At 73.0% G+C, this 13,752-nt stretch carries 9 protein-coding genes; 3 read left to right on the top strand and 6 right to left on the bottom strand.

The features are described from left to right. The first annotated feature begins 409 nt into the window (after positions 1 to 409). A complete protein-coding gene (locus tag ACFV0T_RS01645) occupies positions 410 to 1,048 on the top strand; it encodes an RNA polymerase sigma factor (protein ID WP_385773240.1) in 639 nt (212 codons plus the stop codon). Further along, complete coding sequence (locus ACFV0T_RS01640) at positions 1,045 to 2,106, top strand: CU044_5270 family protein (protein ID WP_385773238.1); 1,062 nt, start codon at positions 1,045 to 1,047, stop codon at positions 2,104 to 2,106. The genes ACFV0T_RS01645 and ACFV0T_RS01640 overlap by 4 nt, the downstream gene beginning before the upstream one ends. A gap of 330 nt (positions 2,107 to 2,436) precedes the next feature. Here the strand turns inward: ACFV0T_RS01640 and ACFV0T_RS01635 are convergent, their stop codons facing one another. Next, complete coding sequence (locus ACFV0T_RS01635; protein WP_385773236.1) at positions 2,437 to 3,036, bottom strand: Lrp/AsnC family transcriptional regulator; 600 nt, start codon at positions 3,034 to 3,036, stop codon at positions 2,437 to 2,439. A 60-nt stretch (positions 3,037 to 3,096) separates the two neighbouring features. On the opposite strand from ACFV0T_RS01635, the gene ACFV0T_RS01630 reads away from it, so the two are divergent. Continuing rightward, a complete protein-coding gene (locus ACFV0T_RS01630; protein ID WP_385773234.1) occupies positions 3,097 to 4,314 on the top strand; it encodes a trans-sulfuration enzyme family protein in 1,218 nt (405 codons plus the stop codon). Positions 4,315 to 4,561: 247 nt separating this feature from the next. Here the strand turns inward: ACFV0T_RS01630 and ACFV0T_RS01625 are convergent, their stop codons facing one another. From ACFV0T_RS01625 to ACFV0T_RS01605, 5 genes are all read right to left on the bottom strand, one after another. Then, entirely contained in the window at positions 4,562 to 6,022 is a 1,461-nt protein-coding gene (locus ACFV0T_RS01625) for a GNAT family N-acetyltransferase (RefSeq protein WP_385773232.1), read from the bottom strand. Positions 6,023 to 6,200: 178 nt separating this feature from the next. Beyond that, complete coding sequence (locus tag ACFV0T_RS01620) at positions 6,201 to 8,867, bottom strand: DUF6493 family protein (protein ID WP_385773230.1); 2,667 nt, start codon at positions 8,865 to 8,867, stop codon at positions 6,201 to 6,203. Continuing rightward, positions 8,864 to 10,285, bottom strand: a complete 1,422-nt coding sequence (locus ACFV0T_RS01615) for an SWIM zinc finger family protein (protein ID WP_385773228.1) — start codon at positions 10,283 to 10,285, stop codon at positions 8,864 to 8,866. Before ACFV0T_RS01615 ends, ACFV0T_RS01620 begins: the two co-directional genes overlap by 4 nt. Before the next feature lie 147 nt (positions 10,286 to 10,432). After that, entirely contained in the window at positions 10,433 to 12,019 is a 1,587-nt protein-coding gene (locus ACFV0T_RS01610; RefSeq protein ID WP_385773226.1) for an alkaline phosphatase D family protein, read from the bottom strand. 681 nt (positions 12,020 to 12,700) lie between these two features. Then, complete coding sequence (locus ACFV0T_RS01605) at positions 12,701 to 13,531, bottom strand: alpha/beta fold hydrolase (protein ID WP_385773224.1); 831 nt, start codon at positions 13,529 to 13,531, stop codon at positions 12,701 to 12,703. Positions 13,532 to 13,752 lie beyond the last annotated feature (221 nt).

Genomic DNA, 13,752 nt, shown 5'->3' with positions numbered 1-13,752 from the left:
CGAGTTTGACCTCGGTGCGTCCTCAAGCCGCTCCAGGTGGGACCTGGGCGCGGTCGCGGAGCCGGTGCCGGCCCTTGTGCTGTGACAGGGCGTGGGGGCGGAGGTCGATCTTCTGGACAGCGGACGCCGCGCGCCCAATGTGACGCGGATTACCTCCTTTGTGGCCCTTTGGATTCATAGTCTTGGCTTGCTCCCGAGGCGCCGACACCGGTGGGCCGGCGGACCGGTGCGGAACGGGCGGACATGCGACGGCGTCGCCTCGCCTCGCACCGGCTTGAGGCGCCGGACCCCTGACCGCACCGACCACCCGGACGCCGTACGGCGGCCCTGCCCGCCGCGGTTTTCCTCGCGTCCCCGCGTGTGACGGGGCTCACGGGAACCGGGCTGCGCTTTGTGAACAGGAAGTTGTGTGAAGGTCTCTCTACGATCCAGGCTTCGGGCAGGTGACCCGGAAGCGTTCCGGGAACTGTTCCAGGAGCTCGCCCAAGCGGTCCACCGCCATGCCCTGCGTGCCACCGGCGACTGGTCGGCGGCCGAGGAAATCGTGTCGCTGACGTTCCTCGAGGTGTGGCGGCTGCGGGAAAAGCTGGAACCCAATGACGACAGCGTGCGCCCCTGGGTGTACGGCATCGCGACGAACGTGCTGCGCAACCGCGGCCGGGCCACGCGCCGCCACAAGGAAGCCATGGAGCGCATGCCGGCGCTCGACATCGTCCCCGACTTCTCCGACGCGGTCGCCGACCGCGTCGACGACGGCCGCAGACTCGCCGCCGTCAAAGCCGCCGTCGCGCGGCTGCGCAAGAGCGACCGGGACGTCTTCCTGCTCTGTGTGTGGTCCGACCTCGGCTACGCCGAGGCCGCCGAGGCGCTCGGCATCCCCGTGGGCACGGTCCGCTCCCGCCTGGCCCGCGCCCGCAAGCGGCTGCACACGTTCACCGAGGAGGAACTGAGAAAGCAGAAAAAACCCGGGGAACCGCCCGCCGTCCGAGAACAGATACGGGGTGACCGCGCCAACGCGGTCCGGTCGATACAGGAGACAGTCCGATGAACGCCCTCCCGCAACGGAGTGAAGAGACCGAACGCCAGACCATGGCGGATCAGTTTCCGGCTTCCGCGACGCACGGTCTCTCCTCCGCCCGTTCGGCACTCCTCGAGGAACACCTGATGCGTGAGATCACCCGTACCGAGTCGGCTCCCGTGGCCGCGGCGCCCCGCCGTCGCCCCCGCTGGGGCCTGGTGGCCATACCGGTGGCGGTCGCCGCCGCGGCGACCGCCGTGGTACTGAACGTCACCGGCTCGACCTCCCCCTCGGCGCCGTCCGTCGCCATCGCGCCCGTGGTGAAGGTACTGCCCGCGTCGGCCCAAGGCACCACCGAGCTGATGCAGCAGGTCGCCGCCGCCACCAGCGGCAATCGGCACCTGACGATCCGCCCCGACCAGTACGTCTACGTCAGGAGCCAGGTCGGCTTCAGCCGCCAGGTCGCGCAGCGCACCATGGACGGCCGGATCCGGATGGACGCCGTGCACGAGCGCGAGGTCTGGCTGCCGGAGGACCCCACACGCTCCGGGCTCATCCGTGAAGGCGGCGAGGACGTGAACCTCGGCGGGAGCGGTGTCCAGGTCAGCGTAGACGGAGAGGCGCCGACGGCGGCGGGGGCCGGCAACACGCCCTACGCCCAGGTGTCCGCGCTGCCCACCGACCCCGACGTCCTGCTCAAGAAGATCTACGCCATCACCGAGGGCCAGGCCCCCGGCCGTGACGCCGCGGCCTTCGACTGGGTCGGCGAAACAGTCGGCGAGGCCATCGTCCCGCCGAAGGTGGAGGCGGCCATCTGGCTGGCCGCCGGGAAGATCCCCGGCGTGGAGGTGGTGCACGGCGCCGTCGACGCCGCGGGCCGGCACGGCGAGGCTCTGGCCTTCGAGTCCCTCAACGAACGCACGGAGTACATCTTCGACAGGACCACCCACACCTACCTCGGCGAACGCAGCTACCTGGTCAAGGACAGCAAGGCGGGCAAGGCAGGTCAGCTGACGGGTATCAGCGCGGTCCTCGACCGGGGTGTGGCCGACAAGGTCGGCGAGGCTCCTTCCGGCCGCAAGGCGTGACGGATTCCGAGTCGCCCCGCGCGGCGTGACGAGGCCGAAGTGCCCAGGTCACCGGGTGACCTGGGCACTTTCGTGCAGCCGCACACTCGGGGACCGAGTGACGCCGGGACCTCGACCACACCGAAGACCCCGGCACGGACACGTCCGGACGCACACGCATGCCGGCCCACGGCACCACCGTGACCAGCACGGACTCCGCGTCGGCCACCACCGCATCACCCGGGCCCGCGGCCTCCGCACGTACGGTCCGGCACCTCTCCTGTCACGCAGTGATCAGGACGGCCCCTGTGCCACATTCGAAGATCCGCCCTGCAACGTGGATGTGCCGCGTCAGGCCGTTTTCCCCGCGGGCGTGGCCGCCGGCTTCGTCGCGGCCGTGCCGGCAGATCGCGCGGCGGGCGCGGCCGCCGGTGGCGCCGGCGGCGTGCCCGCGGGTGGCACCGCGGGTGTGCCCGCCGGGCCGGGCGGGAGCAAGGGGCCGCAGTCCCACTGCTGGAAGATCAACCGGGTCTCCACGCGGGCCACTTCCCGCTGGGACGTGAACTCGTCCAGCACCAGCCGTTGCAGATCGGCCATGTCCGCGACCGCGACATGGACCAGATAGTCGTCGGGTCCGGTGAGGTGGAACACGGTCCGCGCCTCGGGCAGCGCCCGGATCCGCTCCACGAACGGTCCCACCAACTCCCGCCGATGCGGTCTGACCTGCACCGACAGCAGCGCCTGCAGGCCGCGCCCCAGCTTCGCCGGATCCACCCGCAGCTGATGGCCGAGGATCACCCCCGCCCGGCGCAGCCGCGTCACGCGGTCCAGACAGGTCGACGGTGCGACCCCGACCTGCGCGGCGAGATCGCGGAACGTCGTCCGGGCGTCGTTCTGCAACAGCCGCAGCAGATGAAGGTCCACCGGATCCAGTGCGACAGATTCAGCCATCGGCCGAACGTAGCACGGTGTTCGAATACGACGCACCGGTCGGTGTTCACCCTTCCGTCCATGGACTCAGGGAGCACGTTCGCGCCGAACGACGACGTACGCATTCCGCCGAGGGCACTGGCCACCGAGGCCGTGCACGCCGGACGGGACGATCTCGCCCGCCAGGGCCTGCACGCCCCGCCGATCGACCTGTCCACCACCTACCCGTCCTACGACAGCCGGGGCGAGGCCGCCCGTATCGACGCCTTCGCCACGACGGGCGCCGAACCGGAGGGCCCGCCGGTCTACGCCCGCCTCGGCAACCCCACCGTCGCCCGCTTCGAGACGGCCCTGGCCCGGCTGGAGGGCACCGAGAGCGCGGTCGCGTTCGCCAGCGGCATGGCCGCACTGAGCGCCGTGCTCCTGGTCCGGGGGTCGATGGGCCTGCGCCATGTGGTGGCGGTGCGTCCGCTGTACGGCTGTAGCGACCACCTGCTGACCGCAGGGCTGCTCGGCTCGGAGGTGACCTGGACCGACCCGGCCGGCATCGCGGACGCCCTGCGCCCGGACACCGGCCTGGTCGTCGTCGAGACGCCGGCGAACCCCACGCTCGCCGAAGTGGACCTGCGAGCCGTCGCCCACGCCTGCGGCTCCGTGCCGCTGCTCGCGGACAACACCTTCGCCACGCCCGTCCTGCAGCGTCCCGCCGAGCAGGGCGCCCGGCTGGTGCTGCACAGCGCGACCAAGTACCTCGGCGGACACGGTGACGTGATGGCGGGTGTCGTGGCCTGCGACGAGGAGTTCGCCGGACGGTTGCGCCAGGTCCGGTTCGCCACCGGCGGGGTGCTGCATCCGCTGGCCGGCTATCTGTTGCTGCGCGGCTTGTCGACCCTGCCGGTACGGGTGCGGGCCGCCTCCGCGAACGCGGCCGAACTCGTCCGCCGCCTCGCCGCCGACCCGCGCGTCGCCCGCGTCCACTACCCGCGCATCGGCGGCGCGATGATCTCCTTCGAAGTCCACGGCGACCCGCACGAGGTGATCGCCGGCGTCCGCCTGATCACTCCGGCCGTCAGCCTGGGCAGTGTCGACACGCTCATCCAGCACCCCGCGTCCATCAGCCACCGCATCGTGGACCCGACGGACCGGCACGCGGCGGGCGTGAGCGACCGGCTGCTCAGGCTCTCGGTGGGCCTGGAGGACGTCGAGGACCTGTGGGCCGACCTGGAGCGGGCGTTGGGCGGGGCGACGACGGCTGACCGGCTCGTCACGGCGGAGCCGGGGACGGCCTCGGTCGTCTGAGCCGCCTTCTGTGCCGGTTCTCGTCGTCCTCGTCGTCCTGGCCGTCCTGGCCGTCCTGGCCGTCCTGATCGGCCGCCCCGGTCGTGCCGGCCGTCCTCATGACGAACGGCCCGGCGGAGTCCGTGTCCGCCGGGCCGTTCGGTCGAGTCGGTGCGGGCGCCTGCCAGGTGTGTACGGAGGTACCTGCACGGCGCCTGTGCGGCTCGTGTTGCGAGCCGCCGCGGTACGCGCGCTCGTGTACGGACCGCTAGTCGCGCACGATCCGCTCGCCGTACAGCTCCTGCTGTCGTTCCTGCTGCCCCTCGTGGGACGCCCGTGCCGTGGACGGCGCCGCGTTCACCCGGGCCGTGATCACCAGGGTGCCCTCCTCGATCTGGTAGTCGAGGGGCAGTCCGAGGCCGCGCATCGCGGCGACCATGCCGGTGTTCGACGCCTGCGTCACCGCGTACACGCTCTCGCAGCGCGCCTCGGCCGCCATCGCCACCAGGCGGCCGAGGAGCTCGGCGCCGATACCCCGTCGCTGCCATTCGTCCTCGACGAGCAGCGCGACCTCGGTCTCGTCGCCGTCCCACAGCAGATGGCCGAGTCCGACGATGCGTCCGGACGCGGTCTGCACCGCGAGGGTCCGGCCGAAACGGGGGCTGAGCAGGTGGTTCAGGTAGCGGTCCGCGTCACCGACGGGCCCGTGGTAGCGCATCGAGAGGGTCCGCGGCGAGCACCGCTCGTGCATGTCCTTCGCGGCCGCCACATCACTGATGTCGGCCCGGCGTACGGTGATGTCGTTGCCCTCGGGCAGCGTCAGCACATCCTCGCTGAGCGGAACGCGCGGACCGAGCCGGGCGTCCAGTTCCACCAGCGCCCGCGCCCGCGCGAACTCGGTCGGTGTGAACGGCAGATACGGCCGCTCCACAGTGATCACTCCGCCTTCCGGTGCCCGCAGCCGCATCACGGTGTCCTCGAGGACGCCCTCCACCGGTACCGACTCCGCCCCACGCGCCTTGCCCGGTGCCGTCGCGGGCAGCGAACGGATGGTGCACCGGCCCAGCAACTGGCGCAGTGCGAGCGGGAGTTCCGCCGCGTCCAGCGCGGTGCGGGTGGCGAGGCCGAGCACCCGGGTCGGGGCGTCCACCAAGTCGTGCGCGTCGGCGCGCTCGATCCAGGTGGCGCTGCCGCCCGCCTGCGTCACCGCACGGGTGATCTCGGCGGCGGCCAGCTCGCCGGGGGCCCGCAGCAGGAACTCGTCCACCGTGCCGTCGCCCAGCGGATGCGTCTGAAGGCTCAGTATGTCCACCCGCCGGCCGGCCAGTGCCATGCACAGCGCCGCCAGTGAACCCGGTTCGTCCTTCACGGTCGTCCGCATCCGCCACAGGGAGCTCTCCCCGCCCGCGCCCGGAACGGCGACGGGCGACGGGACGGACGGCCCGGCCTGCTGCTCACCGGAGCGCGACCGGGCACCGGTATCGGTCTCGGGAGGCGCGTGACCGTGGCGGCGTGCCCACCATGTGTGGAATCCCGCCGTCGCGGCGAGTGCTCCCGCCGAGATCACCAGCAGGGCGGGACCGTCGGGGCCATGACCGATCAGGTTCGCCACGGCGTCGGCCACCGCCACGGCGGTGAAGAGAGCGGCGAGTTCCACCAGGTCCCTCCGCCAGTGGTGCACGGGGCGACCATGTTTCGCACGCGTCACATCAGACAGGTCTCGATTCATGTAGCCACTGTGAAGGATCCGTGTTGCGTGATCACGAACGGTTTGTGACTGAGCGGTAAAGACTGGATCTGCACCTTTTGCAGCTATTTTGATCGTTCCGGTGCGGCGCATGAAAGCCCGCCTACCGTTCCAGGTCAGCCGCTCCGTCCGGGCGAGGCAGGCACCACGCCGGACTACGTCAGGCGGCCACCCCCTCGGTCAGCGCACTGCGCAGCCGACGGGCCTGCGTCACCAGCCGGGAGGAGCCGCGCCGGGCCGCCGCCTGCGCCAGATGCGGCAGATCGCCCCGCGCCCCGGACCGCTCGGCACACTCCGCGGCCACCGCCAGCAGCTCCCCGAGCCCCCGGGCCGGACCGGTCGCGCCGTCGACGGACAGATCGGCGAGCAGGAGCGGCAGCGCGTGGCCGAGCAGTCCCCAGATGGTGGCATTGGCCCCCGTGGCCGCCGCCGTCCGCAGGGAATCGGCCAACCGCTGCGGCTTCACGGCTCCGCTCCGCACCAGCTCGCCGAGGTCCGCGCCCAGCCGGGCCCCGTCCAGCTCGGCGCGCGCCGCCAGCACCAGCAGGGCGTCCACGGCGGCGAGCCGGTCCTGCGCGTGCCGTGCGCCGAGTCCGTACGCCAGGCACAGATGCACGGCGTCCCCCGCCTCCCCGCCCGACTCCGCGAGCAGCGGCAGGACGTCGGCGCCCCGGGCGTCGTCCACCGCGACCCCGGACAGGTCCCGCAGGAGCCGCACCGCCACCAATTCGCGCCGCTCCGGGAGCACGGCCAGCCAGTGCCGGCGCAGCTCGTGGTTCCAGTGCGGGCAGTAGCGGTGGCCGTCGAACACGCCCGCCGGGCGGCCCAGATGCGCGAACTCGGCGGGGAACTTCATCTGAAGTTCGAGGAGTTCGGCGGCCTCCACCAGGACGCGGGGGCCCGAGGTGCGCCGGCGTCGCGACGGCATCGAGGGTGCCTCGGAGGTGAGCCACGCGGCGAGGCGCGTCCCTTCGGGCGTGCCGAGCGCCGCCGCCCGTATCGCGGCCGCCGTGGCCGCCGTACGGTCCGTGCGACGCACCCGCAACAGCGCCTGCGCGAAGTCGGCCGCCCCGGCGTCGGCACCCAGACGCCGATAGGAGTCGAGACGCTCCACGAGTTCGTCCGGCTCCAGCAGGCCGGTGCTCCAGGACGGCGTCGACAGCAGGAACGGCAGCGGGTCCGTGCTGATCCGATGCGCCACCTCCCACAGACGGGCGTCGAAGGCACGGGCGAGCGCGCTGTGCGCACAGGACCGAGCCGTCGAGCCGCGCGAGACGCCCAGGCGGAGCCTGGTGTCCGGCCCCTCACCTGCCAGCGTCGCCAGGACCAGATCCAGGCCGTCCTCGGCGTCGTGGAACCCCTTGAAGGACGCGCCGTAGTGCGCGTCGGGCCGGTACACGTACTCGGCGTCGGTCCGGGCACGGTTCCACCAGCGCCGCGCCATCACCGGGACGAGGGCCTCCATCAGGCCCTCGCGGTCGCTGTACGCGAGCCGGACCAGGCCGTCGAGCGCGCGCTCGAACGAGGCCACGTCCCCCTCGGACGCCAGTACGGCGCCCAGTTCCGTGGCGAGTTCGATCGCCGAGCCGGGCGCGGGTGCCAGCCGCAGCGGCTCCGGCACGGGCGGCAGCACCTCCACATGCGCCACCGGCGCCTCGTCCCGGGACGCGGCCCCCAGCGTCCGTACCGCCCGGGTGCGCAGGACGGGGATCAACTGCCCGGCCGCTTCCGCCAGTCCGGCTCGCACCTGCGCGGAGTCGACCTTCCCGAGGTGTCGTTCCACGAGTCTCAACGCTCGCTCCTGCACGTACGGATCGTCGTGCCCGAAGGCTTGCGCGACGACCGGCAGCAGCTCCTCGGCCGCGGACGGGTCCCGCGGCAGCACCTTCCCCAGCAACACGAGCTGTGCCCGCATGAGCTTCTTCTCGCTGCGGAACAGCACGGCCGCGGACATCTCGCCGAGCCGGCGCGGCGGCAGCCCGCCGTCCAGGGCCAGGGCGCCCAGCACCGACTGGGCGTGCGAGGCCACCACGGAGACCGAGTCCGAGGCCAGCGCCAGCCAGTCCGCCGTCCGCTCCCGCTCCTCGTCGCGGGTGAGCGCCAGGGCCTTGAGCAGCCGCAGGAACGCCCGGTGGTCCGCGGCGGTGCCGCCGCGCAGCAGCCGGGCCACGCACGCGTCGACGGTCGCCGTCCGGTCGAGGGCGCCTTCGGCGGTGAGCCGGGCGAGAGCGTCGGCCCAGTTGTCGGGTCCCTCGGCGGATCCCCACTCCAGCGGACCGCCGATGTCGTCCGTCTCGAAGAGGGCGGCCGTGAGCCTGGCCAGGTGGGGATCCTCGCGCAACTGGTCGAGCACCGTGGCCCCGTGACGCCAGGTGGAGGAGGTGTGCTCCACCCACCCCCGTACATAGGCGTCCGTGGTCGGCACGGGACGGCCGGACAACCGGACCAGTCCCGCCATCAGCTCGTAGGCAACCCCCGAGGACACAGGGCGCTCCGCCAGCCGGCGGGTCACCTCGGCGAGCCAGGTGGAGTCGCGGTCGCCCAGAACGTGCAGCAGCAGCGCCAGTCGCGAGGACGACCAGTTCACGTCGGCGCCCGCGATCCAGCTCGTCACGGCCGCCGCACCGGTCTCGCAGGCGGCCCCGGCCAGATGCAGGGCGGGGTGGGCGCGCATCGCCTCCCGCTCCCAGCGAACCGGCCTGAGCTCCTTGCGCAGTGCCTTCAACCCGGGCAGGACCGCGCGCCGTTCGGCGTCCGTCATCCCGTCGAGCAGCCTCACCACGTCGGCCGTCCGACCCGCCCGCACCGCGTCCATCAGCGAACTCATCGCACACCCCCGTCGACTCGCGTCCCGATCTCCTGCTCCCGCACGGCGGCGCCCCGCCGCGCCATGCGCACCGCCAGCGCGTGCTTGCACGGCCCACGCCCGCCCCGGTACCTGGCCCACCACAGACAGCTACAGGTGAGCACCCCGGACCCGTCCCGCACCCGGTGCGCGTGCCCGTCCTCGGCCGTCACCGTCCCGATCGCGCCGTCCAGGACCACCCCACCCGCCGCCACCAGGGCCCGGGCCGAGCGCAGCCGCGGATTGTGGCGCACCACGCGCTCGGCGTCGTACGGCAGTTCGCGGTGGAAGTAGGCCGCCTCCGCCGTGTCGTACCCGACCCGGCCGGACGTGCCCAGGCGGACCAGCGCCGCCCGGACGCGCTCCACCGTGAGCCCCGAGGTGGCGGCCAGGTCGACGACATCGACACGGGGTTCCCAGGACAGGAGCACCGACAGGAGCTCGGCGTCCTCGGCGGCCTCGTCGGTGGCGAGGGCGTCCAGGACGCCGCCCTCGCCGGAGAACCCGCGCGAAACGTCCGGCGACAGCGTCAGGGTGAGCCGCATGCCCGGCAGGACGGCCTCCCAGGCGCTCGCCGTCGCCGCGGCTGTGGCAGCGGCGGCGCCGAGCACGGGGCCATAGACCCGCAGGGCCGTCGCGTGCCGCAGCACCCGCTGCAACGCGGCCAGTCGCTCCGGGCCCGGCAGGCACACCGCGCCTGGCACCGCCCGGGTGGTCGGCCGCAGTCCGTGGCCCGCGGGCACCACCCAGCGCGGGGCTCCCGAGCCGCTCCGGCCCGTGCCGCGGGGCAGCGTGCGCAGGAACCGCACCGCCTCGGCGGCGGGCAGTTCGGCCCGCAGATCGAATCCGGCCGCGATGACCTGGGCCTCGGCGAAGCCGCGCAGCCACCGGTCGGGAAGCGGCACCTTCTTCTCCACGACCGGGCCGTCCAGCGTGGTCACGGCCAGTTCCTCGGGTCCGACGCGCAGATGCAGCGGATCGTCCCCGCCGATCCGTGCCAGGGCCTCGCGCAGCGGGTTGTTGACGTCGACGTTCGTCGTGCCGTGTCCCACCTCGCCGCCGTCGAGGCCGCCGTCCAGCACGTCCAGGCGCGCGTACACCCCGCCGCAGCCGGAGAAGGACTCGAAGCGCAACCGGTCGCCGTTGCCGGTCACCACCGGGTCCAGCGAAGCACGCAGTTGCCGCTGGTAGTAGCGTGCCGCCGCCACGTCGGCCACCGCCAGCAGCCCGGCCGCCGCCACCTGAGGAGAAGTCAGGAAGCCGGTGAAGAAGCGCGGATGGGCCTCGGCGCCGGCGGGCGTCACGCCCCCGGACGTCTCGAGCCCCAGGCGCTGTCCGCCCGCGGCGGCTTCCAGCACGGAGGGTTGGCGATAGGCCACGGCCTGCGAAGATCGCGTCATGGAAAAACCGTAGAGGCGACCACTGACAATGGCTCTGGCCTGCGAAGACAGCGTCGCGGCGGCCGAATTGGCGGCCGCCGCGATGTGACGCGCACCGGGGGATGACGCCGGTGCGCGTCACACGTTCGAGGGTACGGGACCGCGGAGCTACTGCCCGACGCGTCCCGGCTGGAGGACCTTGGTGAACAGCACGCCGCCGTCCTGCTCGCGCAGCCGGACCGTCAGTTCCCCGCTGCCGCCGTCGATGTCGACCTCGCCGAAGAACTGGTAGCCGCCGGCGGGCGAGACGTTCGACGCGGTCGGCGCCTTCACGAACACCCGCTCGGGGCCGAAGGTGCCGTCCAGCGCGCTGGCCGGGAAGGCACCGGCGTTCAGCGGACCCGAGACGAACTCCCAGAACGGCTCGAAGTCGGCGAACGCCGCCCGCGACGGCTGGTAGTGCTGGGCCGAGGTGTGGTGCACGTCCGCCGTCAGCCACACGGTGCCGGTGATCCGCCGGTGTTTGATGTACCGCAGCAACTCGGCGATCTGCAGCTCACGGCCCAAGGGGGCGCCCGGGTCGCCCTGCGCCACCGCCTCGATGTTCGGCCTGCCCTCGGTGGTGTCGGGCACGACCAGGCCGAGCGGCATGTCGGCGGCGATGACCTTCCACACCGCACGCGAGCGCGACAGCTCCTGCTTGAGCCATTCGAGCTGCTCACGGCCGAGGATGCCCTGCGGGTCCACGGTCTGGTCGTCGGGGGAGTTGGCGTTGCGGTACGTCCGCATGTCCAGCACGAACACGTCGAGCAGGGGGCCGTGCCGCATGACCCGGTGGACGCGGCCCTCCCGCGCGCCCGGCCGCAGCGTCGAGATCGGGAAGTACTCGCCGAACGCCCGCCGGGCGCGCGCCGCCAGCGCGTCCACGCTCTTCTCGGTGTAGCGGGTGTCCGTGTCCGCGATCATCTCGCCCGGGTACCAGTTGTTGCGCACCTCGTGGTCGTCCCACTGGATGACCGACGGGACCTGGGCGTTGAACCGCCGCAGGTTCTCGTCGAGGAGGTTGTAGCGGAAGTTGCCCCGGAACTCGGCCAGGGTCTCGGCGACCTTGGCCTTCTCCTCGGTGGTGATGTTGCGCCAGGTCCCGCCGTCGGGCAGCGCCTGCGTCGCCGAGAGGGGGCCGTCGGCGTAGATGTTGTCGCCGCTGCACAGGAAGAAGTCCGGATCGAGCCCGGCCATCGCGTCGTAGATGCGGTAGCCGCCGATGTAGGGGTTGATGCCCCAGCCCTGTCCCGCCAGGTCCCCGGACCACAGGAAACGCACCCCGTGCCGTCGGCCGACCGGCACCGTGCGGAAGGTGCCGGTCACCGGCTCGCCGGTGCGGCGCGGGTCGTCGGGGTCGGCGAGCAGCACGCGGTAGTGGATCTGCTCGCCCGCCGGCAGCCCGTGCAGCCGGGTGGTGCCGGTGAAGTCGGTGTTCGCGCCGAGCAGCGGCCCGTGCCATCTGCGCGGGTTGCGGAACGACTCGGTCGCGGACGTCTCGACGATCATCCGGGCCGGCCGGTCGGAACGGACCCACACCAGCCCGGAGTCGGACGTCACGTCTCCCGTCTGCACGCCCCAGCCCGCCTGAGGGCGTCCCGACAGGGCGAACGCCGGCGCGGCGCCGAGTCCGGCGGGCACGGTCAGGGCCGCCGACGCGGCCAGCGAGCCGCGCAGCACGCTGCGGCGGCCGGGGAACGGACGGTGTGACATGACAGTGCCTCCAGGGACGGGAACCGGCTGGTGTGCGATGCCACAACTACTGGTGCGCCGCAGCGCTCACGCAAACCACAAGTGAACAACTGGGCGTCCGGGCAAGGGATTCGGGGCGGCGGCGCTCGTGGTCGGGGGCGCGCCGCAGACCGCGGCCGACATGACGCCGCAGACCACGGACCCGTCGAGCGTCGCCCTCGGGGTCAGGCCGTGGCCGCCTTCGCCAACTGCCGTATCCCGGCGGTACGCCCGGCGGCGCGGTCGACGAAGATCGTGGTCGCCGCTCCAGGAACCGGGCGGAGGTTGGCGAAGGCGGCCTGGCCGGGGGCCGGGTGGCCGAGGTCCGCTCGCGCTCCACGGTCTCCTCGACCGGCGCGTCGGGCACGAGCGGCCGGCCCGGGTGCGGCCCCGGCGCGGCCGTCTGGACCGCCCCGCTCGCCGGCACCGGCTACGGCGCCCACCCTTGTTGGCGCCGGCGGGCTACGGCGCCCACGCTCGCCGGCGGGCTACGGCGCCCACGCTCGCCGGCACCGGCTACGGCGCCCACGCTTGTCGGCACCGGCTACGGCGCCCACGCTCGCCGGCACCGGCTCCTGCGGCGCCGCCCAGGCCGCGTGGGCAGTTCCCTGGTCGGCGTCGGGCCACGGTGCGATCGGGCGCGTGGCGCCCCCAGGGGGCGGGTCAGCGGCTGCCGTCGAGGATGACGCGCGCGACCAGCGCCGGGTCGTCGTTCATCGGGCAGTGCCCGCAGCCGGGCAGCCGCACCAGTCGGGCCCGCGGGATGATCTGCTTGGCGCGCACCCCCTGCCGGCGCACGAGCAGCCGGTCCTTCGTGCCCCAGGCCACGGTGACCGGGACCCCGGGGACGTCGTCGGTGAACTGCACGTCGATCCCGGAGCGGAGGGTGGCGTCGAAGCCCGGGGCGTGCACCAGCGCGAGCGTCTCGGCGACCACGGCCTCGGGTGAACGGCGGCCCGGGCGGGCGTAGATCGTACTCGTGAGGGCCGTGCGGCCGGCGGCGGTACGGGCCAGCCGCTCGACCAGCGGCAGCGGCATCCGCTGCGCGATCTGCCGCATGGCGATCAGGACACCGAAGGCGTAGCGCCGCTCGGTCTGCGACCAGAATCCGGCGGGGGAAAGGGCCGTGACGGACCGTACGAGCTTCTCGCGCGCCAGGTCGAGGGCGAGCAGGCCCCCCAGGGAGTTGCCCGCGACATGGGGGCGGTTCAGCTCCAGTGCCGCGCAGAAGGCTCCGAACACTCTGCTCGTCGTGGCCAGGTCGTAGGAGAGGCCGTCCGGCAGTCCCGGGGACGCGCCGAAGCCGGGCAGATCCACGGCGATCACGTCCCGTTCGGTGGCCAGGATGTCCACCACGGGGTCCCAGGCCTGCCGGTGGTGACCTATGCCGTGCAGCAGGAGCAGCGGTTCGCCGCTGCCCACGCGCGCGTAGGAGACGGTCACGCGCTGCGGGCCCCGGGGGGATGGGACCTCGAAGGAGACGGTGGCGGGCATGGGGGTGCTCCTCGTCTGGGACTCGCCGACGGACGTCGTAGACAGCTTGTCAGCGATTGCTACCAGCGGGTAGCCCTCGGTCGTCCCGTAGGTCCCGGCGTCCCGGCTTCCCCCGAGCCGCGGAGTTTTGCCGGATGTCACGAATGTGGCCCCACGCGAACGCTCCGTGAACGCTCTGCGGCGACGTGCCCGGACGCGCCTGTATGGCGCTCACAGGAACG

This window comes from Streptomyces sp. NPDC059582 (assembly GCF_042735715.1).
In the GTDB taxonomy this organism is placed as follows: domain Bacteria; phylum Actinomycetota; class Actinomycetes; order Streptomycetales; family Streptomycetaceae; genus Streptomyces.
The sequence above is the reverse complement of the archived record's forward strand: the minus strand, read 5'-3'. Positions and strand labels throughout refer to the sequence as shown.

What these genes read in the sequence shown, in the direction of transcription:
- ACFV0T_RS01640 (WP_385773238.1), top strand. Translation starts at nt 1,045, where the DNA reads ATGAACGCCCTCCCGCAACGGAGTGAAGAGACCGAACGCCAGACCATG.
- ACFV0T_RS01625 (WP_385773232.1), bottom strand. Translation starts at nt 6,022, where the DNA reads ATGAATCGAGACCTGTCTGATGTGACGCGTGCGAAACATGGTCGCCCC.
- ACFV0T_RS01630 (WP_385773234.1), top strand. Translation starts at nt 3,097, where the DNA reads ATGGACTCAGGGAGCACGTTCGCGCCGAACGACGACGTACGCATTCCG.
- ACFV0T_RS01615 (WP_385773228.1), bottom strand. Translation starts at nt 10,285, where the DNA reads ATGACGCGATCTTCGCAGGCCGTGGCCTATCGCCAACCCTCCGTGCTG.
- ACFV0T_RS01635 (WP_385773236.1), bottom strand. Translation starts at nt 3,036, where the DNA reads ATGGCTGAATCTGTCGCACTGGATCCGGTGGACCTTCATCTGCTGCGG.
- ACFV0T_RS01610 (WP_385773226.1), bottom strand. Translation starts at nt 12,019, where the DNA reads ATGTCACACCGTCCGTTCCCCGGCCGCCGCAGCGTGCTGCGCGGCTCG.
- ACFV0T_RS01605 (WP_385773224.1), bottom strand. Translation starts at nt 13,531, where the DNA reads ATGCCCGCCACCGTCTCCTTCGAGGTCCCATCCCCCCGGGGCCCGCAG.
- ACFV0T_RS01620 (WP_385773230.1), bottom strand. Translation starts at nt 8,867, where the DNA reads ATGAGTTCGCTGATGGACGCGGTGCGGGCGGGTCGGACGGCCGACGTG.